This is a genomic window from Lentzea alba, from assembly GCF_047445655.1.
Lineage (GTDB): Bacteria > Actinomycetota > Actinomycetes > Mycobacteriales > Pseudonocardiaceae > Lentzea > Lentzea alba_A.
The window spans coordinates 48,047-70,159 of record NZ_JAJAEG010000020.1 but is presented as its reverse complement, the minus strand read 5'-3'; the positions used below and the strand labels follow the sequence as shown (position 1 = coordinate 70,159).

Here is a 22,113-nt window from a genome sequence, read left to right as displayed (position 1 = left end):
CCGTTGGGAGCGGCCCTTTTCACACCTCGGCGAGCAACGCCTCCGCGACGCCCCGCGCGGCGTCCTCGAACTCCGTGACGTCCGGGCGCTTGTTCCCGAACATGCCCGAGTCCCAGCCGGTGTACTCGACCTCGACGACGGTGTCGCCCTTGCGCACGATGATGTCGAGCTGCAGGAACGCGGACTTGCCGTCCACCAGCACGGCCGTGGCGTCGTCGCCGAGCCCGTCGAGCGGGCGTTCGTTGATCGTGCCCTGGTTGTTCTGCTTCGACTGCGAGACCCGCTGTTCGTACTCCTCTGCGGCACCACCCACCACGACGTACGCGTCGAGGTTGCGCAGTCCCGACCCGTCGACGCCCTTGGTCTGGTCCCAGGCGCACGACGTCTGCGTGGTGTCCTGGCGCTTCGACTCGCGCGACATCGCGGGGTTGTGGTTCGTGGTGCGGGCCTTGGCCAGCGCGGCCTGAGGGATGTCCGCGCAGACCTTCGGCATCGTGCCGCCGCGCTTGGGGCTGCCGCTGTCGGCGTTCGCGCCGAAGTAAAGGATCCCGAAGGTGGCCGCGATGCCCAGCACCAGGACGCCGGCGATGATGCCGACGACCAACGGTGCCTTGCTCTTCTTCGGCGGCGGTGGCGGATAGCCCCAGCCCGGTGGTGGCTGCTGCTGGTGCCAGCCGTGCGGCGGTGGTTGGTTCACAACTTCCCCAGCACGTCGTTCATGACGGTCTTCGAGATCTCCGCGAGCTCGTCCATGTCGGGATTGGTCAGGCTGAACAGCCCGGGATCCGCTCCCATGTACTCGACCAGGACGCAGTGGTCGCCCTTGCGAGCCACGAGCGAGTACTCGGCGGACGCCTCGCTCGGCCGTACGGTCACGAAGCCCTTGGCTTCATCGCCGATGCTGCTGATGCCACCGACCTCCTTGGCGTTGCTGTAGGCCGTCACCATGCCGACCATGTCGTCGAACTTGCCCTCGCCCTCCCAGATCTGGATCCACAGCAACCGGTAGCCGGGGTTGTCACGGCCGACGGTCTGATCCCAGCGGCAGTTCGTGGTGTCGCTCTGCGGATTGCTGGATCCCTGCACGTCCGGGTTCGTGGTGCGGGCTTTGGCCAGGGTCTCGGGAGACACGCTGGTGCACAGCTCCGGCATGGCACCCGTGCGCAGTGGGACGCCGTGGTCCTTGCGCGCGTTGAAAAAGAAGAAACCACCGGTGCCGAGTCCGCCGAGCAGCAGGATCACGCCGATGATCACCACGGCGACGATCGGGCCCTTGCCCTTCTTCTGCGGCGGCTGCTGCGGGTAACCCGGATGGCCCTGTTGCTGGGGGTAGCCCTGCGGCGGGTGTCCGCCCGGCTGAGGAGGTGGAGGCTGCTGCTGCCAGCCCTGCTGCGGAGGCTGCTGCGGCCAGCCTTGAGGTGAGTTCACTGGAGCTTCCTCGTCAGAAGAACGGTCCGGGCCAACGTAGTTGACCTTGAGGTTCCGCGTGGTGCGTCTCGGTGAATGCGATTCCCCCGATCGGGTGGCTTCCGGCATTGACACGAGGGTGCTGCGGCGCGCTACGATCATCCCGTTCGTTCGAACAGGAGTTCGAATAAGCAAGTCGCCGAACTTCCCTCGGCGGCCGTGCACAGGGGTGCGCACGGTCCGAGACGGGAGGTGGGTGGAGTGTCCAGGTCGGCAACGGCGTCGCTGTCCGAGCTCGGGGTGAACCCGGCCAGCGAGCTGACCAGCACCACCACCGACCACGCCACGGGGCGGGTTCTGCCGGTTCGCGGGGATCTGGCGGGCCTGCTGCCGTGGGGCGGCTTGCGGCGAGGCAGCACGGTGTCGGTGGGCGGATCGACATCGCTGCTGCTCGCTCTGCTGGCGGGCGCGACCGCGGACGGCTGTTGGGCCGCCGTGGTCGGCCTCCCGCAGGTGGGTGTGCTGGCCGCGGCCGAGCTCGGGGTCTCGGTGCAGCGGCTGGCACTCGTCCCCAGTCCCGGCTCCGATCCCGGCCCGGTGATCGCGGCCCTGCTCGACGGCATCGACCTGGTGGCCGTCGCCTGCCCACTACCTCCTTCGCTCGCGCGGCGCCTCACGGCTCGCGCTCGTCAACGCCGAGCCGTGCTGATCGCGTTCGGCTCCTGGCCCTCGGCCGACGTGGAGCTGACCGCGGAGTCCGTGCGCTGGAACCCGCTCGACGACGGTGCGGAAACGTTGCGGCGTCAGGAGATCAGCGTGCGCAGCGGTGGCCGCGGCTCGGCGGGCAAGCCGAAGCACGTGCTGCTGACGTTCGGGGAACAAGAGATCGAGCTCCCGCTGGTGGCCGGTGAACCGACGGGGTCCGACGAGCCGGCTGATGCCGGTCCGGACCGGGTCGACGAACTGGCCTCCAGGCGGGCTACAACACGAGGGCGTCCTGCGTGAAGGACACCCGGCTCCTCACGGTCTGGTGCCCCGACTGGCCGGTCATCGCCGCCTGCACCGCCACCTCCACCAGCTCGCACGTGCCGGTGGCGGTCGTCGACGGCAACGAGATCGTGGCCACCTCGGCCGTGGCCCGCGGCGAGGGCATCCGCCGGGCCATGCGCAAACGCATGGCCGAGTCGATGTGCCCGGAGCTGGTCACGTTCGAGCACGACCCGCAGCGCGACGCCAAGTTCTTCGAGCCCGTCGCGGCGGCCGTCGAAGAGCTCGCGCCCGGCATCGAGGTCGTGCAGCCGGGGCTGGTCGCGGTCCAGGCACAGGGCCCGGTCGGCTACTTCAAGACCGCCGAGCAGGCGGCCGAACGCATCGTCGACCACGTCGCGACCCGGACCGGGACGGAGGCGCAGGTGGGCATGGCCGACAGCCTGTTCGCGGCCACGAAAGCCGCGCACCGCAACGTGATCGTGCCGCCGAACCGGACTGCGGAGTTCCTGCGGCCGTTGGGCGTGCACGAGCTCGACGCCCCGGAACTGGTCGACCTGCTCAGAAGACTCGGCCTGAAAACCCTGGGCGCCTTCGCGGACGTCCCGGAGAACGCCGTCGCGTCGAGGTTCGGCGGACCGGCGACCAGGCAGCACCGGCTGGCCCGCGGCCTGCCGGAACGTCCGCTCGACAAGCGCAGGCCGGCCCCCGAGCTGGCCGTCACGGAGACGTTCGACGAACCGGTCGAGCGGATCGACGCGGCCGCGTTCGCCGCGAAGATCCTCTCGGAACGGCTGCACGAGAACCTCGCGGACCGCAGCCTCGCGTGCACCAGGCTCGGCATCCACGCCCGCACGGAGAACGACGAGGAGCTGCACCGGGTGTGGCGGGCCGCGGAACCGTTGACACCGCGGGGGATCGCGGACCGGGTGCGCTGGCAGCTCGACGGCTGGCTGACCCGCGAACGCCTCACCTCCGGCATCCGCACGCTCACCCTCGAACCGGTCGAGGTCGTCGACGGGACCGCGCTGCAGCTCGGGCTGTGGGGCCACGACGACGAACGCGCGGTGCGCGCGCTGCTGCACGTTCAGGGTCTGCTCGGCCCGGACGGGGTGCTGACGCCGGTGCTCGACGGTGGCAGGGGGCCGAAGGAGCAGGTCAGGCTCGTGCCCTGGGGCGACGAACGGGTGCCGGTGCGCAACCCCGACCACCCGTGGCCCGGCCGGCTCACCAGGGCGCCTGCGACGCTCGCCGACGATCCCGCACGTCTTGAAGACGAGAACGGCGACGAGGTCGGGGTGACCGGTCGCCTGGAGCTCACCGCACAGCCGAAAAAGCTGACCGCCAAAGGCAAAACGGCAGCCGTGGTCGCGTGGGCCGGGCCGTGGCCGGTCGACGAGCGGTGGTGGGCGCCGGACCCGCACCGGGCCGCGCGCATCCAGGTGCAGACGAACGACCAGGCGTTCCTGCTGATCCGCAGGAACCAGAGGTGGTTTCTGGAAGGGGTGTACGACTGATGTCCGAAGAGGACTGGGACGTGCTGGAGCTGCTGATCCCGTTGCCGCGCAAGGCTCCGGATGGGCTGGAATAACCCGCCGGTCCGCTGGAAGGACCTGGAACGGGCTCTCTCCGGTAAACCGTTCGAGCAGAAACCCGACGGCGGCGACGGTCCCGGCTGGTCACGGCACCGCGACCGGTACACCGCGCCGCCGGGTTTCCAGCTGCGCGTGGACGATCTCAGCGTCACCCGCAAGCGCGTGCCGTACGCGGAGCTGCACTGCCACTCCAACTTCAGCTGGCTCGACGGCGCCAGTCACCCGGAGGAGCTCGTCGAGACCGCGCAACGGCTCAAGCTCGACGCCATCGCGCTCACCGACCACGACGGCATGTACGGCGTGGTCCGGTTCGCCGAGGCCGCGAAGGAGCTCGGCGTGCACACGATCTTCGGTGCCGAGCTCAGCATCGGACTGAGCAAGCCGGCCAACGGCGAACCGGACCCCGAAGGTGATCACCTGCTTCTCCTCGCGCGCCAACAGGAGGGCTACCACCGGCTGTGCCGCACGCTCACCACCGGCCACCTCGACGACGGCGCGGAGAAGGGCAAACCCGTCTACGACGTCGAGCAGATCGTCGCGGACACCAAGGGCGAGGTCGTGGTGCTCACGGGATGCCGCAAGGGAACCGTGCGCAGGGCGTTGGTGCGAGAAGGGCCGGACGCCGCCTACCGGGAGATCGTCCGGCTCACCGAGCTGTTCGGCCGCGGCCGGGTCCACGTCGAGCTGACCGACCACGGCCTGCCGGAGGACAGCCGCCGCAACGACCTCCTCTACGCGATGGCGATGGAGCTCAAACTCCCGGTCGTGGCAACGAATGCGGCGCACTACGCCACACCGGACCGCGGCCGGCTCGCTGCCGCGATGGCCGCGGTCAGGGCGCGCAGCAGCCTCGACGAGATGGCCGGCTGGCTGCCGCCCTCGCCTGCCGCGTTCCTGCGCAGCGGCGAGGAGATGTGGCACCGCTTCCGCCGTTACCCCGGCGCCGTGCACAACGCCGCGTTGCTCGGCATGCAGCTGGCGTTCGACCTGCGGCTGGTCGCGCCGAAGCTGCCGCCGTTCGACGTGCCGCCCGACCACACCGAGAGCAGCTGGCTGCGCAAGCTCACCTATGAGGGCGCGCGGCGTCGCTACGGGGATGACCACGAGAAGGCGTTCCTGCAGATCGAGCACGAGCTGAAGATCATCGAACAGCTCGGGTTCCCCGGCTACTTCCTCGTCGTGCACGACATCGTGAAGTTCTGCAAGGAGAACGACATCCTCTGCCAGGGGCGGGGCAGCGCCGCGAACTCCGCGGTGTGCTTCGCGCTCGGCATCACCAACGTCGACGCGGTCAGCTTCGACCTGCTCTTCGAACGCTTCCTCGCCCCCGCCCGCGACGGCCCTCCCGACATCGACGTCGACATCGAGTCCGACCGGCGCGAGGAGGTCATCCAGCACGTCTACCGCAAGTACGGCCGCCGGCACGCCGCGCAGGTCGCGAACGTCATCACCTACCGCGCCCGGTCCGCCGTGCGCGACATGGCCCGAGCGCTCGGCCACTCGCCGGGCCAGCAGGACGCGTGGAGCAAGCAGATAGACAGGTGGGGTCCTCTGACCACCATCACCGACGACTGCGACATCCCGCGTGACGTGCTGGAACTGTCCGCGCAGCTGGAGAACTTCCCGCGGCACCTGGGCATCCACTCCGGCGGCATGGTGATCTGCCACCGCGCCGTCAGCGAGGTGTGCCCGGTGGAGAAGGCGCGCATGGACAACCGCACGGTCCTGCAGTGGGACAAGGACGACTGCGCGTCGATCGGCCTGGTGAAGTTCGACCTGCTCGGCCTCGGCATGCTCTCGGCGCTGCACTACGCCATCGATCTCGTGCGCGATCACGAAGGCGTCGACGTGGACATGGGTCGCATCGATCTCGCTGACTCCGCCGTCTACGAGATGTTGCAGAAAGCCGATTCTGTCGGGGTTTTCCAGGTGGAGAGCCGTGCGCAGATGGCGACGTTGCCGCGCCTGAAGCCACGTGAGTTCTACGACCTCGTCGTCGAGGTGGCGCTGATCAGGCCGGGGCCGATCCAGGGCGGCTCGGTGCACCCGTACATCAGGCGCCGCAACAAGCTGGAGAAGTGGGACTACGACCATCCGTTGCTGGAGAACGCTCTTAAGAAGACCTACGGCGTGCCGTTGTTCCAGGAACAGCTCATGCAGATCGCGGTCGACGTCGCCGGTTTCACCGCAGCCGAGGCCGACGAACTGCGCCGCGCGATGGGTGCCAAACGCTCGACCGCCCGGATGGAACGCCTGCGCGACCGCTTCTACGAGGGGTGCGCGGCTCAGGGCATCGACGAGGAGCTGGCCGGCCGCATCTACGCGAAGCTCCTGGCGTTCGCCAACTTCGGCTTCCCCGAGTCGCACGCGCTGTCGTTCGCGCATCTGGTGTTCGTGAGCGCGTGGTTCAAGCTCTACTACCCGGCGGCGTTCTGCGCGGCGTTGTTGCGCGCCCAGCCGATGGGCTTCTACTCGCCGCAATCGCTGGTGATCGACGCTCGTCGCCACGGCGTGACGGTGCACGGCCCGTGCGTGAACCGGTCGCTCCCTCATGCGGGGCTGGAGCGTGGTTCCGAGGGCAAGAACGACGTGCGCATCGGGTTGGAGGAGGTGCGCGGGATCGGTGCTGGAGATGCTGCGCGAATCGTTGCCGCCCAACCGTTCCGCGACATGGAGGACTTCGGCTCCCGCGTGCAGCTCACCACCGCCCAGGTCGAGGCCTTGGCCACCGCGGGCGCCTTCGGGTGCTTCGGTCTCGAACGCCGCGAGGCGCTGTGGGCGGCGGGCGCGGTGGCCGCGATCCGCCCGGATCGCCTGCCGGGCACCGTGGTCGGTGTCGACGCGCCGTCGTTGCCAGGCATGGACGACGTCGAGCTGGCGGTCGCGGACGTCTGGGCAACGGGCCTGTCCCCGGACAGCTTCCCGACCCGGTTCGTCAGGTCCACATTGGACTCGATGGGTGCCTTGCCCGCTGCCGCGCTTTCCTCGGTGGGGCGAGGAACGCGAGTCCTGATCGGCGGCGCGGTGACGCACCGGCAGCGACCGGCGACGGCGGGAGGGGTCACGTTCCTCAACATCGAGGACGAGACCGGGATGGTGAACGTCGTGTGCTCACCGGGATTGTGGGCGCGGTACCGGCGGGTGGCGCGCAGCAGCGGCGCGATGCTCGTGCGGGGCGTGGTCGAGTCCGCGGAGGGCGTGGTCAGCGTGATGGCGGACCGGTTGCAGCACCTCGATCTGCGGATTCCTTCGAGGTCGCGGGATTTCCGGTGAGAGCGGCGCCGACGCTCAACGCGAAGGCCGCCACTCGGCAGACGGCGTGCACGGGTCCCCCGGTCTACGCTGTAGATGTCTACCCCGTAGACCGGTCTCGACCTGCAGGTCTACGGTGTAGATTGACGCGCATGGTCAGGTCAGGACGGCTCACCCCGGAGGTGATCGTCGACGCCGCGCTGCGCCTCGGCGATCGGGAAGGCGCGGAGGCCATGTCCATGCGCCGGATCGCCGCCGACATCGGGTGCGATCCGATGACGCTCTACCGGCACTTCGCGAACGGGGAAGCGCTCCTCGACGCGGTCGCGGACGCCGCACTCGCCGACGCGAGGGACCCCGGTCCCGGCACGCCGTGGGCCGAGCGGCTGCGCGCGGTCATGACGGAGATCCGCGCGGCCGCCCTGCGCCACCCCGGCATCTCGGCTCACCTCGCGGCCCGCCCGCCACTGGGCGACAACGGCCGTCGGCTCGGTTCCGGCATGACCGCCGCACTGACCGAAGCGGGCCTGCCGCCTGCCGACGTGGTGCGGGCCTCCCAGGCGCTCGTCGCCTACCTCGCGGCCGCGCTGGCGATGACCGTGCGGGCAGGCCGCCGGGACGAACGCTGGGCGCAGGTCAACCACGTCGTCGGCGGGCCGCCCGGTGATCACCTGTTCGTCGTGGGTTCCGACGAGCAGTTCGAGTACGGCTTGCGCCTGCTGCTCAACGGCATCCGGGTGGAAGCACTCGCCCGCTGAACCGGGACATGTGCGGGATCTCCAAAAGGTGGGCTTCGGTGCCAGGTCGCCTGTAATCATTCGGCCGCTGCACCGTTGTCGATTTTGGGGGAGAGATCCGATGAACCGGTGGCGAAGATCTGTGCTGTCCGTGACCGTCGCGGCAGTGGCGTTCGGTGTCGTGACGGCACCCGCGCAAGCCGACGACCACGTGCCGTCAACGACGCTGACCCGTGCCGAATGGGGTTATGTCGACCTGGCGACACCCAACCGCGCACACCTGAACCCGGCCGGTGACGCACCCGTCGGCGCATGGCCGCGAAACCACGTGAGCAGGTCGTACTTCCGCTTCGACCTCGGTGGTCTGCGCAGCGCCGACGTGCTGGGCGCGACGCTCACCGGCAAGGAGACCGCGGCGGGGGACTGCGCCGAGCGCGCCGTCCAGGTGTGGCGCACCGAGCCGCTCACCACGAAGTCGTCCTGGCTGCGCCCGCCGAAGGAGCGCGAGCTGCTCGCGACGGCCGGCCCGGCGCAGCAGTGCCCGGCCGACCCGATGACCTTCGACCTGACCGCCGCGATCAAGGCGGCCGTGCAGCGCGGTGAGAGCGCTGTCACCCTGGAGCTGCGGGTACCCAAGGCGCAGGAACGCGACCAGGGCTACGGCCGCCGCGTCGCGAACGACCTCAAGCTCGTGGTGTCGCACAACAAGCCGCCGAACGTGCCGGTCGGCCTGGAGATCCAACGGCAGCGCGACCCGAACCTGCCGTGCGACCCGGTCTCGCCAGGCACGTACGTCAACCCGGCGCGCCTGACCGACGGGGGCGTGGTGTTCCAGGCGAAGGTGACCGATCCCGACCCCGGCGACGTGCTGGAGGCCGAGTACTCGACGTGGCCGGTGGCCGACCCGGCCGCCCGGCAGTCGGTGCGCTGGCCTGTCCGCGAGGACGGCAGCACCACCGCGCAGGTCTCGGAGTGGTACCAGACTGAGGGCACCTACGCGTGGACCGTGCGCGCCCACGACGGCACCGCGTCCTCCGCAGAGACCGCCCCTTGCTACCTCACCGTCGACCGCACGCGCCCCGAGCCCGCGACCGTGACGTCCGCGGCCTACCCGCCGGGCTGGGACCCGCACGGTGGCATCGGTGTCGCTGGTGAGTTCACGTTCGCGTCGACCTCCACAGACGTGGCCACGTACCGATACCGCTTCTCCGGCCAGTCGGACTTCGCGGTCGTGCGCCCCGCAGAGCTCGGCGGTCCCGCGACCGTCAGCTTCACGCCGCAGAACTCGGGCACCAACTCCGTCGAGGTGTACGCGGTGGACCGCGCGGGCAACCACGCGAACTGGTCGACCTTCTACTCGTTCACCGTGCTGGAGAGCAGGCCGATCGTCTTCTCCGGCATGTACCCGGACAACGGGACGAACTACGAGGGCGGCCCGGGTGTCCCCGGCGACTTCGAGTTCAGCTCCTGGCTCCAGGACGTCGCGAGCTACGCCTACAGCTTCAACGGCGACCCCGAGCAGACCGTCGCCGGCCGCACCGCGACGGTCACCTTCACACCGACCAAGGGCGACATCAACGTCCTGAAGGTGCAGAGCGTCAGTTCCACCGGCGAACGCTCACTCACCCGCGAGTACCGCTTCAAGGTCGACAGCGCACCCCGCGTGGCCATCGACCGCGCGAAGGTCGGCTCGGTCAGCCAGATCACGCTGACCCCGCGCCTGCCCGGCACCGTCGAGTACCGCTACTGGTTCACCCACCGCGACGGCACGGCGACGGAACCCGTGATCGTGCCCGCGGGCCCGGACGGCACCGCGACCTCCGCGTGGACGCCGACCACCGACAAGATCGACGTGCTGCACGCGACCAGCCGTGACGCGGCCGGCACCGTGTCGACGGAGACCTACTTCAGCTTCATGGTCGACGGCGTCGCGCCCTACCTGACCCTGACCGGTGCCGAGCACCCGGAGCAGCAGGGCACGATCACGTTCAACACGCAGATGGAGAACCCGGTCGAGTACGAGTACTGGTTCAGCTACGACCGGGAGACGAAGCATCGGGTGGCGGCCGGATCTGACGGCAAGGCGACGGCGACGTTCGTCCCGCCGGTCGCCGGGTACCAGCACGTGCTCGCGCGTGTCCGCAACGCGGCGGGCATCTGGTCGGCCGAGGGCAGCCAAGCCTTCAACGTGAGCGACATTCCTGACGTGACCTCGGCGGAGTTCCCGGAGAACCGCACGGTGCCGTGGCGTTCGGGCAGCTTCACGCTGAAGTCGAACCAGCCCGGTGCCGCGGAGTTCGTGTACAAGATCGACGGCGTCGAGCACACCGCACCGGTGGGTGCGGACGGCACGGCGACCTTCGACTGGACGCCGACTCGGGCCGGTGGGACGTACCTGGTCGTCAACACCCGTACGGCGACGGGCGCGAGATCGCTGGAGAACTGGTACTACTTCACGATCCTCGAGCCCTAAAGGTTCTGGCCTTTGTGCGGCGGCGCGTGCAGCCGCCGCACAGGCGGCCGGAGCAGCCGGACCCACGCCTGGGTGGTGGTCTCCTTGTTCGCCACGTCCGCAGGCCGGTACGCCTTGGCGTGGCTGAGTTCGCTGTGCCGGATGACCTCGTCGAAGAACCACGCCGAACCGATGACCGCCAGCACAGCCGATGAGCTCTCCAGCGCACTCCTGAGAACGTCGGCGTCGAGAAGCCGGAACGTGTGGTTGATCGCGGACCCGGTAACCCCGTGCTGGTCGTAGTTGATCTCACCCGCGTGCAGTGCGAGCCGCAGCCGTATTCGCTCCCGCGGTGGGTGGATCCGGTTGTGGCGCACCAACGCCTCGACAAGCGCGTTCGGCAAGTGGTCGGCGAACAACCTCTTACGCACGTCCGCAGACGCGAGCACAAGAACACCGTCTCCTCTGTCCTCGTGACGGCACGATGACCAGGGGATCCCAGCGGCGTCGAAGGCGGCTTGCATCGCCTTGTACATGCCGTGCCGAATCCGCACCTGGTTGATGTTGTTCCGGCTGTGCTGCCCGAATCCTTCGATGTCGGCGGCGATGACCGTGCAGTGCGCCGTGGTCAGCATGAGGCGCTCGTCCCCGGCTTCGACCAGCAGTTCGCCCGGCTCGGGTGAGGGACTGCTCATCATCGCGTTCCTCCCGGCTACGGGGCGTCGAAGGTGCTGCGACAGCGTGCTGGCAACCTGACGGTAAGGGGACGCGCGATGCGCGTACTACCGTAACCAGGTGATTGTTGGGTTACTGTAACCAGTTCTGCCTCCGGTATGCGTAACCGCGTGATATACCTGTGCGGTTCGTCCGAACAGATGGCCGCCGAAAGGGGGGTCGTGCCGGTGCCGACATCACCCGTCGTCGCAGCGTGGGAGCTCGCACTTCGGCTACGACAGCGCCGCGACGAGCTGGGCATCGAGGTCAAGACCATCACGCAGAGGTTGGGCTTCACGCGCAACTACTGGTCCGCCGTCGAGAACGAGCGCAAGATCCTCTCTGAAGAGAATCTGATCAACCTCGTCGAGCTGTTCGAGTACGACGAGGAGGAGCGGCAGGAACTGCTGGAGCTCCGGGCGGCGGCCAAGGGCCGTGCCTGGTGGATGAGCTACTCGGGAGTGCTCAGCAGCGAGCTCCAACGGCTGATCGGTCTGGAAGCCGGTGCCAGGAGAGTTCGGTACTACGAGAGTGTTCTGATTCCAGGGCTCCTGCAGACGGTTGACTACGCCAAGGCGCTGATGATCCCTTCTGTCACCGAGCCCCGAGTTGAGGTCGACCATCGCGTGGAGGTTCGTCTTCTGCGGCAGCAGTACCTCACAGGCGACAACCCCTTGCACATGACGGCCATCATCAGCGAGGCGGCACTTCGTCAGGAGATCGGCGGTCCGGAGGTCTATCGCGCGCAGCTCGAGCACCTCGCACAAACCATCGAAAGTCATCCTGACAACATTGAAGTCAGAGTCGTCCCTTTTACCGCGACATGGTGTGGTCTCTTCGGGGCAGCGACTACGCACTTGATCGACTTTGCGAATCCTCGGCTGCCCACGGTGGCCTGGCAGGAAAGCGTTACCACGCGTGCGATAATCGATGATCCCGATTTGGTGCGTGATATCGCCGCGACCTACAACGATGCGCTCGGGCGCGCCCTGAGCAAGTCGAACTCGTTGGAACTGATTCATCGCCGCATCAAGGAGCTGGATTGATCGACCAGAATGTCCCGGTGTCGCCTCGTGGTCGCAGCGGATGGTTCACGAGCAGCTACACCAACTCTTCGGGGAGCTGTGTCGAGGTCAAATTCGACGCTCGCTGTGTCCTGGTTCGAGACAGCAAGGATCGGCGTGTCGGCCAGCCTGAAATCGCTATCTCCAAGGAAGGTTGGAGTTCCTTCGTGAACGTTGTCGGCGGGCTGTGACATTCGCGCGTTCGAGTCGAGCACACCTGAATGCGAATATTTTGTGCCCGTCATCGGTGAACGCCCGTGCCAGGGCGTCGGCCTTCCGCAACCGCTCGCGGTTGCGTCATCATGGTGTTACCTGCTCTACCGGGGTTGCGGCGTGAGGGGACAAGAACATGACTTCTTCGGGTATCGAACCTGGCGTCGAATCCGACCTGCTCGACCTCGAGAGGGTCCCGTTCACCAAATTGCGCGAGCTGGATGACGAAACCCTGCGCAGTGCGTTGCACCATGTGGTCGAACGAGCCCGCCTCGTCCGGGCGCCCTACCGAAGCAGCAACTCCTCCGGTGGTGAGCGGATCGACTGATGTTTCACCGCATGCCCTGGGGTGACTTCGACGCATTCGCGCGCCTTGAGGGTGATGCGTCGATGGTGCGCCGGCTGCGGCGAGCCGAGCGCAGCAGGCGGAAGCTGTTGTTGCACGCGCTGTTGGACGCCTCTGCGAAGACACCGGAGCTGTACGGGCCGATGCCTCCGATCGAGGACGTGTGGGAGCTGCTGGCTCGGGTCGAGGACGCGTGCCCTGCCGCGTTCGAACGGTTGCTCACCCATCCCTACACCGGAAGCTGGGCGGGCTACACGACCCGTCTGCTGCGTGACGGCATCGACGGGGCATGTCCGTTGTGGATGCATCTCGGCCACGTGCACGCGTTCGCGGCGGCCGCTGCGATCAAGGCAGGCCTGGATTTCGAGATCGCGGTTCCCGTGTGGGACGGGAACGCGTCACTGCCCTCGCTCGGTACAGCGCAGCTGCCGTCCTCGACTGCGTTCTCGACGGCAACGGTGCGCGGTGGGCGCGGGAACTACGTGGTTGCCAACGATGCCGCCGAAGTGCACGTGCCGCATCCTCCTGACGTGGACGCCCCCGGTTGGCGGCATGTTTGTCAACGTCGGTGTGGCGCAGGGCGAAACAGGTTCACGGTGTTCCTCGACGACGTGGACCCGTATCGAGGGTTGTACGAACCGCTGCTTCCGCAGAGGCTCGGCGCCGCCGAGTTCGACGCGTGGAGCCGGTTGCTCGACGACGCCTGGCGGCTACTGGTCTCGGCCCTGCCTGACTTCGCCCCAGTCCTCTCCGCCGGCCTGAGCTCGCTGGTGCCCAAGCCTCGTGTGCCGTTCCAGAACCCGAGCGCGTCGACCGGCGAGGCGTTCGGTAGCGCTGTAGTCGGCCGACCGACGGATGGCCCCGCTTTGGCCGCAACCCTGGTCCACGAGTTCCAGCACATCGTGCTCGGCGGAATTCTGCACCTCACGCAGCTCTACGAAAGCGATCCGAGTGAACGGATCTACGTGCCGTGGCGGGATGACCCTCGGCCACTTCGCGGGGCGGTGCAGGGGGCCTACGCCTTCTTTGGCGTGACCGCGTTCTGGCGCGCACTCGCTGGAACCGAAGTCGGGCCGGCAACTCGACGGGCGTGGTTCGAGTTCGTGTTCTGGCGCGGACAGACCTGGCGCACGCTGCTCGTGCTCCGGGAAGACACGACGCTCACCGAGGCAGGCCGGCGATTCCTGGACGGCATCGCGGAGGTGCTCGGTCCGTGGCAGCGAGAGCCCGCTCCAGACGACGTCGTGGTGCTGGCAACCGCGCTGGCCGCGGACCATCTGGCCGGATGGCGTCTGCGACACCTGCGGCCGGACCCTGCAGTGGTTGCCGATCTGGCGCGTGCCTGGAGGGCAGGACGATCCCGGCCACCCGTTGTGCTGAGCCGAGCCGAGGTACCTCCGACACCGGTGCCCGACGGTTCCTGGTCGCGCAGCCGGGCCACACTGATCAGATTCGGCCTGACTGACGCAGGTCAGGCCGGGCTGCACGCTGTCCCGGACGCCACCGCGGCCGATTTCGCTTATGCGGCCGGCCGGTTCGCCGATGCGGCCAGGGGCTACCGCGCGGAGTTGCGGGCGGATCCAGATCGGCCGGCGTCTCTGGTGGGACTGGGACTCGCATTGGCGGCAACGGGATCCACGCCGGCCGCGCGCGCTCTGCTGCACCGCCCGGAGTTGGTGCGGGCGGTGCATCGGGAGTTGCGATGCACCGCCGCTGAGATACCGGGGCCGGAGGACGTGGCGGCGTGGATCGGCCAGCTCGTCTCCGGTTAGTCACATCAGAATCGGGTCGATGTCGCAGTCCGCTCGTGCGCCCTTGATGGCGGCGATGGTGCCGGGGTGCGCCTCACCCAGGACCTTGCGATACCTGTCCAGGATCGGGCCGCGGTAGGGCTCCGCATCTTCAGCCCGGCCTGCCGCACGGAGATCGAGACCGAGGTTGATCGCCGCTGCCAGCGTCGTGGGGTGGTTGACACCCAGCACGCGCTCGGAGCGTTCGACCGCGTCCTGATCCAGTGCTACCGCCATCGTGGTCTCACCTGTTGCCGCCAGGTCGCTGGCCAGGTTGATGGTGGCGATGACCGCGTAGGGGTGGTTGGGACCGATGCCTGCTCGGTAATGCTCCAGAGCGCGTTCGTCCAGCACCCGTGCGTCGGCCGCTTCGCCCCGCAACCGCAACGTGACCGCGAGGTCGACCGTCGCGGCGATCGTGTGCGGGTGATGTTCTCCGAGGCTGCGGCGGTACCTCTCGAACGTCTCCTCGCCGAGCGCCTTCGCCGCCGCGAGGTCACCGGAGTGGCGAAGGTCGATCGAGTGCGCCAGAGCACAGGCCATGGTGGTGGGGTGGTCGGCGCCGTACGCCACGGTGAACTGTTCGAGGGCGGTCGTCGACAGCGCGAGCGCGGTCGTGTGCTCACCGTCCTTGCGCCTCGCGACCGAGAGCAGGAATCCCTGGGCCACGGTGTCGGGGTTGTCATCGCCCAATCGCGCCTGGTAAAGCCCTGTGAGCTTCTCCTGGTCGATCCGGGCTCGCATGTACTCGCCTGCTTCTCGCCGGTCGACGATGAGAGCGGCGTTGGTGCTGAGCGTCCTGGGATGGTCGGGGCCCAGCACCTCGACGCGTCGTCGCAGGGTGTTCTCGTCGAGTTCGGCCGCCGCTCGGTATTCCCCGGAGAGCCGGAGACTGAGGGCGTGCTGGAAGGCGGCTTGAAGCGTGTCCGGGTCGTCCTCACCGAACAGTTGCTTGGATTTGTGGTAGATCTCGTCGCTCAACTTCGCTGCCTGGGCGAAATCGCCCTTCGCGCGCTGGTCGGTGACGATGTTCGTCTGCAACGCCAGCGTTTCCTCGCTGTCCTCGCCGGACACCTGGATGCGGCGCTGCAGGGTGAGCTGGTTGATCCTGGCGGCTTCTTCGTAGCGGCCCAGCACCCACAGGTAGAAGCCGAGCCGTTGGGCGACGTCGAGAGTGTGCGCGTGGGTCGGGCCCAGCCCCTGCTCGAACTTCTTGTGCGCGTACTCGGCGAGCCTGGTGGCTTCGTCGTGGTCACCCCATGCGAAGAGAAAACGCATGAGGTTGATGGCGAGCTGACGGACCCAGCCGTCCTCGCAGTCGACGATGTCGGCCGCATAGGCGTGGGGCAGCAGTTCGCGGTAGCGCGGCCAATGACGAGCCGACTCGGGGTCGTTCGGGTCGAGGCTGGCGAGCAGCTGGTGTGCGCCGTGCCGCATCTGGGCCTGCAGTTGTGGCGCCATCACGCGGTTGCGCAGAACCAGCTGGACCAGTCGGTGGAGCTGGAGGGTGTTGTTCCCGTGGTCGATCTTTGCGAGGCCGTAGCGGTTGATGTCGCGGATCGCCCTCGCGAGTTTGATCGGGTCACGAAGCGCCGCGTCCAGTTCCGGGGAGATCGACACTCGGCTGACACCGGTGAACAGGTCCCGCGAGATCGGCTCTGGCGAGAAGAACGCGCAGATGTGCAGCATCTGGTGGGCGGCCGGGTTGCGGGTCTTCAGTTCGTCGAACGAGACGTTCCAGGCTGCTGCGACCGAGACCTCGTAGTCAGGCGGTGCGGAGGTGTCGAGGATTTCTGCCACGGACTCGTCGAACAGGCGCAGGTATTCAGCCACAGGCATGCCTGTCATCGCTCGCCAGGCTGCAGCCTGCTCAACGGCGAGGGGGAGATCGCCCAGTTTCTCGGCCAGCTGGTTCGCGTCGCGGGGGTCGATCTCCGGGCCGCGCCTGCCCAGCAGTTCGATGCTCTCCTCGCGCTTGAACACAGCCAGTTCCAGCGGCCTTGCCACCCCGGCCCAGTCCGGGTTGCGTGAAGTGATGAGCACTTCGCCCGGACCGTTGGTGGGGAAGAACGGGCGGACTTCCTCCGGACTCTCTGCCGCGTCGAAAACGAGCAGCCAGCGCCGGAACGGCCTCCCCAGACGCAGTGCCTCGCGGACTGCCGGTACCGCCGTGTTCGCCTCTGACGCGCCAGGTAGACCTAGTTGCCTGGCCAGCTCGGTGAGACTGGCTCGGATTTGGGTGGCCCTGGCGGCTTCGATCCACCAGATCAGGTCGTAGTCGTGCAAATGGCGGTATATGTACTCGGTCGCCATCTGGGTCTTTCCGATACCGCCCATGCCGTGCAGAGCCGATGGCAGCACCGCCGTGGTGCCGCCCGCGGTCAGGCGTTTGCCCAGTTGCTCAAGCAGCTCTTCGCGTCCGGTGAAGTTGGGGTTCCTGGGTGGAACATTCCCCCAAACGGGTGGCGGATCGTCCTGCTGCCGTTTGTGGAACGCCCTGAGGCCAGGCGAGGCAGTCGGGGCCGAAGAACTGGTGGGCGAATCAGAAATGCTCGTGTCGCTGGGCCGAGCCGTATAGGCGTCCGGTGTGGACGTAGTCGCAGACTCGCTGGGGCGCTCGGCCAATTCGGGCATGTCCTCGCTCGCAGTCGTCGCTCTGGTCTTGATTGATTCAGATGCTGGCGAAAAAGAAGGCTCGTGCAGGACGGCGTTGCGCAGCCGGTCTGCACGAGAGAGGTATGGGCCGGAGAGGGCTCTCATGACGGCGCTCTCCAGTTCGACATCAGCGGAATTTGCGCTGGTCGGTGGATCCGGGGCGTTATGCGGATCGGCTATGGCTGCTCTAAGGCGGCTGAGAACAGGCATCCGATCCGAGAACTGGGCGGCGGCAGCCCGAACAACGCTGGCGGTCTCAGACCGTCGCGCGCCGCTGAGCAGCAGTTCACGAACTGCCTCCGGGAAGACGAAATCGCTTGAATCCCGGGTTGACCCATCAACCTCGGGGTTCGCAGGGTACAGCAGTCTGTCGAGTACCAACTCCGCCAGGTGCTCTATTCCTGCTTCCGGCACGAAGCGTTCCCGAATTAATTGGGCAACGTCCAAGTGAGCGGGTACGGCGGCCAGCAGCGTGGCCAGCCGAAACGCCTGCGGCGAGGCTTGACTGCGAAAATTGCGAATGTGTTCTTGCGCTGACAAAGGGCCGGCGTCGGGCGTTGCCGGGTCCTCGGTGGCCAGCAGGACTGTGCCGGTGACAGGGCCGTGGGTCTCGCCGGTGACCAGGCCGCTCCACCAGCGCAGGAACCGGGGGCGCATCTCGATCAACGGGATCGGCACGGTGCCGGGGCGCGTCAATGCGGCGGCATCGGGTTCCAGCCAGGCGTCGGGCAGTTCGAACGACCAACGGCTGTTGGGCTTCATCGCCCCGTGGACGCTCAGTTCCGCTCGGTGGGGCCGCACTCGGGAACGGCCCCAGAGCCATTGAGGCATCAGGTGAACTACGCCAACCGACATGGAATGACCCCAGCGCGCCAGCATGGGCAGCAACACGTCCGGCTGCCAGGTGTCGCCCACGCCGTCGGTCAGCAGGAGGACGATCCGCCGGCCGGACGAGTCCATGATCTCTGCGGGATCCCGTGGCGGTGCGCCCTCGGTGCCGCCCCGCAGCATCGGCACCTTTGACCCGTCAGCGTTTCTGACGACGTCGAGCAGGCGGATCTGGATCGAGCGGAATGCGCCGAGCCGGGCCATCATCTCGGCGAACGCCGTGACCTGGGACCGCCACAGGGTCATCAGCGGGCTGCGGTCGACGACGAGTGTCAGGTCGAGCCATCGTTCCGTTCTCGACCGGGTCACCGGCCACCAACGTCCGGTGTGCGCCATGTGGTCCGCCGTCGCCTGCTCGTCGAGCACCACCGCGTCGTCGCGCCACGAGCGCACGTCGCGTTTGAGCGATCGCAAGGCGCGGAAGCACTCCAGCGTGTCGATCCTGGGGGCGTCCGCAGCGTGATCGCCGTTGCCGAACGAACTCGGCTCAGCGGTGACGGCGAACTCCGGCCGCGCCGGCTCGTCGATCGGTGTGGGTTCGGATTCCTCGCCGGAAGGTGCGTCACGTGCATTCGGCTGACGGTGTGGTTCGACCTCGGCGGGCGGTCGGTCGACGACTTCCGGCTGCACGTCCTCGGGCTCGACCGGTTCGGCGCTCTCCGGCTCCGAGGGCTCGGGATGGACAGGTCGGATGGCAGAGGCCAGCCAGACGATGTCGCCCAGTTCGGTCCAGCCGAGTTCGTCGATCACGGGCGCGGCTCTGTCGGCGCCGGGCGTGCCCATGTCACCGGCCCGTCGCGAGCCGACGCCACAACGCGTCGATCAGTCGAGGCCAGGCGACGCCGTCCGGCTTGTAGGCGCCGGAGGTCGCGAGGAACACGGCGTCCAGCAGCCTGTCGGCGGGCAGGCCGTTCTCGGCACGGCTGCGCTCCACGAACTCCCGCACCAGGCGGTCGCGGTGCTCGCCCTCCTGGTCCAGCAGGTGGTTGGCCACCATCGCGGCCAGTTGTTCGACGTTCGGGTCCTTGATTTCGAGCTGGAGTGCGCGCCGGAGAAAGGCCGGAGGGAATTCTCGTTCGCCATTGCTGGTCATGATGACGATCGGGAACGCATAACACCTGACCCGGCCGTCCACCACGGTCGCCGTCTCGTTGGGATCGGCGGTGTGCACCTTCACCTCGGACGACGAATGGCGAATTCGGGCCAGTTCGTCGATGAGGAACTCTCCGTCTTCGAGGACGCTGAGGAGATTGTTCGGAAGATCTGCTTCGCTTTTGTCGAGCTCGTCGATCAGCAACACGCGCGGCAGTTTTCGCGGCAGGAAGGCTGTGCCCAGCGGGCCTAACCTGATGAAATCCCCGATCGGGGGTTCCTCGGTGTTCTCGGATTGGCTGGTCGCGGCCGCCTGGACGCGAGCAATGGCGTCATAACTGTACAATCCGGAATTGAGCGTCGTGTGAGTGGTGATTGGCCACCGCAACACCCGGCCGAGCCGGAGTTCGCGGGCGATTCGCCATGCGAGTGCGGACTTGCCGACGCCGGGCCTGCCGGTCAGCAGGAGCGGGCGCCTCAGGTACAGGCTGGCGTTGACCATGTCGAGCTCGTGCGGATCCACGTGCTCCTCGGTGAGGTGGAACTCCGAGCCCAGCCTGCGTTCGGCCTCGCCGTCGTCCTCCGGTGGTTGCACGTCCGGCTCCGGCAGAGACCCGCCGAAGTCACGCCACGGCGGGGGCGGCGGCAGGATCTCCGTCAGGTCGATGTCGTACATGGGGCGCCCGGTGCCCCGGTAGATCCACCAGTCGGGCGGCTCGGCGTGCTGGTGGCCGTCCACTCTCGGCTCGCTCGCGCTCATTCGACTCGCCCCTCACTGCCCGGCCGGATCCGACGACGGCTGATCAAGAACGACCGTTCTGTTGGGGTCGTCCCAGATCAGCACGAGATCTCGGACGAGGTCGCCGGCGTCCGCGGAGAGGTGGGCCGCCCTGCGCTGCTCCGGCAGGTCGAGCACACCGCCTTGCCCACCGGCCAGCCGGCCGACCAGGGCGTGCAGGTCCTCTGGTCGTGCCGTCGGATGCCACATGATCACGGGCAGGCCCGCGCGCAGCGCCGCGGTCAGCGCCTCCGGTGCGGCGCGCGGCGAAGGGCGGGCCGGTGGAGGCTCGTCCATCACCAGCCCAATCCATCTGGAATCAACCAGCACAGTGTCCAGAGCATTCTCTCCGGTTTGTGCTCCACCAATTGGGTGAATTCGGCTCAACGTCGGGTTCTCCACCATAGAGTCCCACCGCACGCGCCACGCGCGATGCCAGAATTTTGCCTGCATTCGTTCGAGTGATCGCAGTGCCAGAGTGTAGTCGAGGATGAGTGGGCGTGGATCGCCGGAAGAGTGTTCCTTGCGCCATGTGTAGATCGGCAATTGTAGAAGCGGACGTGCCAGGAGAAATTCCAGGGTGACGGACGCGGCCAGGCCGGACCACGCGCTCTCCGCCGCGATGATCACTTCGTCGACCTTGTATTCCAAGTCGGCTATGCCCAACTCGCGCACGCCGCCGCGCGGTGGTGGCCACTCGAGCGGATCGTCCTGCCTCCAGAAAGAAAGGAGGCACCGGTCGGAATCGATGGAGTCCAGCTCGATCGCGAACAACAGGTGCAGGTGCGGCTCGAACTGAATCGGTGGCCGCGTCTCGCGCTGTTGGTCCAGCACGCTGGTGCGCCGCAACTTGCGCACGCTCTGGTCCACCCAGTCCGTCAGATGCGCACCGATGTCACCGCCGACCTCGTTCGCCACGAGCTCGACGAACAGGACCGCCGGAGGAATGCCGTCCGGGCCGGCGTTCAGGTCGGAGACGTAGAGGAACGCGTCCCACACGGATGCGAATCGCGGCACCGGCATCCCCGCACCGATGGCACGGCGCACGAGCATCGACAGGTGGGGTGTCTCGACCGCGACCAGCCAGGCGTGCAGTTCCTTGAACTCGTCCTCGGCGGCGAGCGGCAGCACGCCCAGCTCGTCCTCGGCAGGCGGAGGTCGCCGGCTCACGACCGCGTCCTCACCGTGCAGGCGCAGCCACGCGTGCCCGGTGAAGGTCTTGATCGTCACTTCGATCCGGCGGTAGGACTCGGGGTCGTTGCCGGGGTCCTCGCTGATGACCTCGGAGAAGAAGTGGTCCGAGGCGATGATCGCCAGCACGCTGCCTGGCCGCCGCAACGCCTGCTTGGCCTCCTGGGCGTCGAGGATCCGGAAGGCCAGGATCACGGGCAGGCCGATCCAGCCGTGGGTGTTCCGCCGGATGTCACCCGAGTGCACCGCCACCCGCAGCTTGATCTTGGCTGCGTCGACCCTGGTCGAGTTGTACCGGCGGATCTCGGCGACCAGCCGTCCAGGCAGCTTGTCCGCGAGCTCGCTCTTGGGGAAGGTGCCGGGCACCAGGATCAACGCGCCGTCACCGCGGTCCTCGGTCTCACACGTGTCGAAGTCGACTCCGGCGCCGTTGAAAGCGCGCCTCAACACGCCGTAGAGGCCGTCGTGCAGGTCGGACATGTGCGCGGCGCGCCGGCTCGGGTTGGAGAAGTCGGCGACGTCCACCGTCACGATGGTCCGGTGGTCTGTCGGCGCAAGTGACACGTGCCCGTCCTCTCCCCACGACGACCTGTCGACGCGACGGATACCAGATCACCTAGTTTCAGCACCACATCAAATGACGCACAACGCCTGACCGGTTGAGGACGGGTAGAGGCAGGCACACTTTGCCACAACGGCATGGGCGCAGCCGGGTGGAATAACGCGGGTGAATGTGTCACCGCGCCTCAAAAAGAGGACAAATTAATGACGGCACGACCGAAGTACCCCCGGCAGGAGTCGAACCTGCGTCTCCGGCTTCGGACGCCGGTGTCGTGTCCGTTGGACCACGGGGGTGTGGCGGAGGATGCAGGATTCGAACCTGCGCGGCGCTCGCGCGCCGACCACCGTTTTCGAGACGGTTGCCTTACCGGGCTCGGCCAATCCTCCACGT

At 67.7% G+C, this 22,113-nt stretch carries 15 protein-coding genes and 2 tRNA genes; 9 read left to right on the top strand and 8 right to left on the bottom strand.

Going from position 1 to position 22,113, the window contains the following annotated elements; genetic code table 11:
• Nucleotides 1–19 precede the first annotated feature (19 nt).
• Nucleotides 20–697, bottom strand: coding sequence for a hypothetical protein (locus LFM09_RS30595; protein WP_414100043.1), 678 nt, complete (start codon nucleotides 695–697; stop codon nucleotides 20–22).
• Entirely contained in the window at nucleotides 694–1,428 is a 735-nt protein-coding gene (locus LFM09_RS30590) for a hypothetical protein (RefSeq protein WP_414100042.1), read from the bottom strand. The genes LFM09_RS30595 and LFM09_RS30590 overlap by 4 nt, the downstream gene beginning before the upstream one ends.
• Before the next feature lie 240 nt (nucleotides 1,429–1,668).
• Here LFM09_RS30590 and LFM09_RS30585 point away from each other — a divergent pair, with 240 nt between their 5' ends.
• The 5 genes from LFM09_RS30585 (at nucleotide 1,669) to LFM09_RS30565 (ending at nucleotide 10,451) form a co-directional block, all read left to right on the top strand.
• A complete protein-coding gene (locus LFM09_RS30585) occupies nucleotides 1,669–2,412 on the top strand; it encodes a hypothetical protein (RefSeq protein ID WP_414100041.1) in 744 nt (247 codons plus the stop codon).
• Nucleotides 2,409–3,911: a DNA polymerase Y family protein gene (locus LFM09_RS30580; RefSeq protein ID WP_414100040.1), complete on the top strand. Its 1,503-nt coding sequence runs from the start codon at nucleotides 2,409–2,411 to the stop codon at nucleotides 3,909–3,911. The genes LFM09_RS30585 and LFM09_RS30580 overlap by 4 nt, the downstream gene beginning before the upstream one ends.
• A 60-nt stretch (nucleotides 3,912–3,971) precedes the next feature.
• Entirely contained in the window at nucleotides 3,972–7,262 is a 3,291-nt protein-coding gene (locus LFM09_RS30575) for an error-prone DNA polymerase (protein ID WP_414100039.1), read from the top strand.
• A 131-nt stretch (nucleotides 7,263–7,393) separates the two neighbouring features.
• On the top strand, nucleotides 7,394–7,999 hold the full coding sequence (locus LFM09_RS30570; RefSeq protein ID WP_414100038.1) for a TetR/AcrR family transcriptional regulator: 606 nt from the start codon (nucleotides 7,394–7,396) through the stop codon (nucleotides 7,997–7,999).
• 100 nt (nucleotides 8,000–8,099) lie between these two features.
• Nucleotides 8,100–10,451: a hypothetical protein gene (locus tag LFM09_RS30565; protein WP_414100037.1), complete on the top strand. Its 2,352-nt coding sequence runs from the start codon at nucleotides 8,100–8,102 to the stop codon at nucleotides 10,449–10,451.
• On the opposite strand, the gene LFM09_RS30560 is transcribed toward LFM09_RS30565, so the two are convergent.
• Nucleotides 10,448–11,125: a hypothetical protein gene (locus LFM09_RS30560; RefSeq protein WP_414100036.1), complete on the bottom strand. Its 678-nt coding sequence runs from the start codon at nucleotides 11,123–11,125 to the stop codon at nucleotides 10,448–10,450. The two genes, LFM09_RS30565 and LFM09_RS30560, sit on opposite strands and share 4 nt — an antisense overlap.
• Nucleotides 11,126–11,305: 180 nt before the next feature.
• Between LFM09_RS30560 and LFM09_RS30555 the strand changes: the two genes are divergently transcribed.
• From LFM09_RS30555 to LFM09_RS30540, 4 genes are all read left to right on the top strand, one after another.
• The gene (locus LFM09_RS30555) at nucleotides 11,306–12,190 is read left to right on the top strand and encodes a Scr1 family TA system antitoxin-like transcriptional regulator (RefSeq protein ID WP_414100035.1); all 885 of its coding nucleotides are present in this window, start codon (nucleotides 11,306–11,308) and stop codon (nucleotides 12,188–12,190) included.
• A gap of 17 nt (nucleotides 12,191–12,207) precedes the next feature.
• A complete protein-coding gene (locus tag LFM09_RS30550) occupies nucleotides 12,208–12,399 on the top strand; it encodes a DUF397 domain-containing protein (RefSeq protein WP_414100129.1) in 192 nt (63 codons plus the stop codon).
• 158 nt (nucleotides 12,400–12,557) lie between these two features.
• Nucleotides 12,558–12,749 carry a hypothetical protein gene (locus LFM09_RS30545; protein ID WP_414100034.1) on the top strand — a complete coding sequence of 64 codons (192 nt, stop codon included), beginning with the start codon at nucleotides 12,558–12,560 and terminating at the stop codon, nucleotides 12,747–12,749.
• A gap of 11 nt (nucleotides 12,750–12,760) precedes the next feature.
• Nucleotides 12,761–14,539 (top strand): aKG-HExxH-type peptide beta-hydroxylase, encoded by a 1,779-nt coding sequence (locus tag LFM09_RS30540; RefSeq protein ID WP_414100033.1) that lies wholly within the window; start codon nucleotides 12,761–12,763, stop codon nucleotides 14,537–14,539.
• Here the strand turns inward: LFM09_RS30540 and fxsT are convergent, their stop codons facing one another.
• From fxsT to LFM09_RS30515, 5 genes are all read right to left on the bottom strand, one after another.
• Nucleotides 14,540–18,883: an FxSxx-COOH system tetratricopeptide repeat protein gene (gene fxsT / locus LFM09_RS30535; protein ID WP_414100032.1), complete on the bottom strand. Its 4,344-nt coding sequence runs from the start codon at nucleotides 18,881–18,883 to the stop codon at nucleotides 14,540–14,542.
• A gap of 1 nt (nucleotide 18,884) precedes the next feature.
• Nucleotides 18,885–19,952, bottom strand: coding sequence for an AAA family ATPase (locus tag LFM09_RS30530; RefSeq protein WP_414100031.1), 1,068 nt, complete (start codon nucleotides 19,950–19,952; stop codon nucleotides 18,885–18,887).
• A gap of 12 nt (nucleotides 19,953–19,964) precedes the next feature.
• Entirely contained in the window at nucleotides 19,965–21,725 is a 1,761-nt protein-coding gene (locus tag LFM09_RS30525) for a hypothetical protein (RefSeq protein WP_414100030.1), read from the bottom strand.
• A 219-nt stretch (nucleotides 21,726–21,944) separates the two neighbouring features.
• A tRNA-Arg gene (locus LFM09_RS30520) sits at nucleotides 21,945–22,016 on the bottom strand.
• A 1-nt stretch (nucleotide 22,017) separates the two neighbouring features.
• Nucleotides 22,018–22,109 (bottom strand) — tRNA-Ser (locus LFM09_RS30515).
• Between the last annotated feature and the right edge of the window lie 4 nt (nucleotides 22,110–22,113).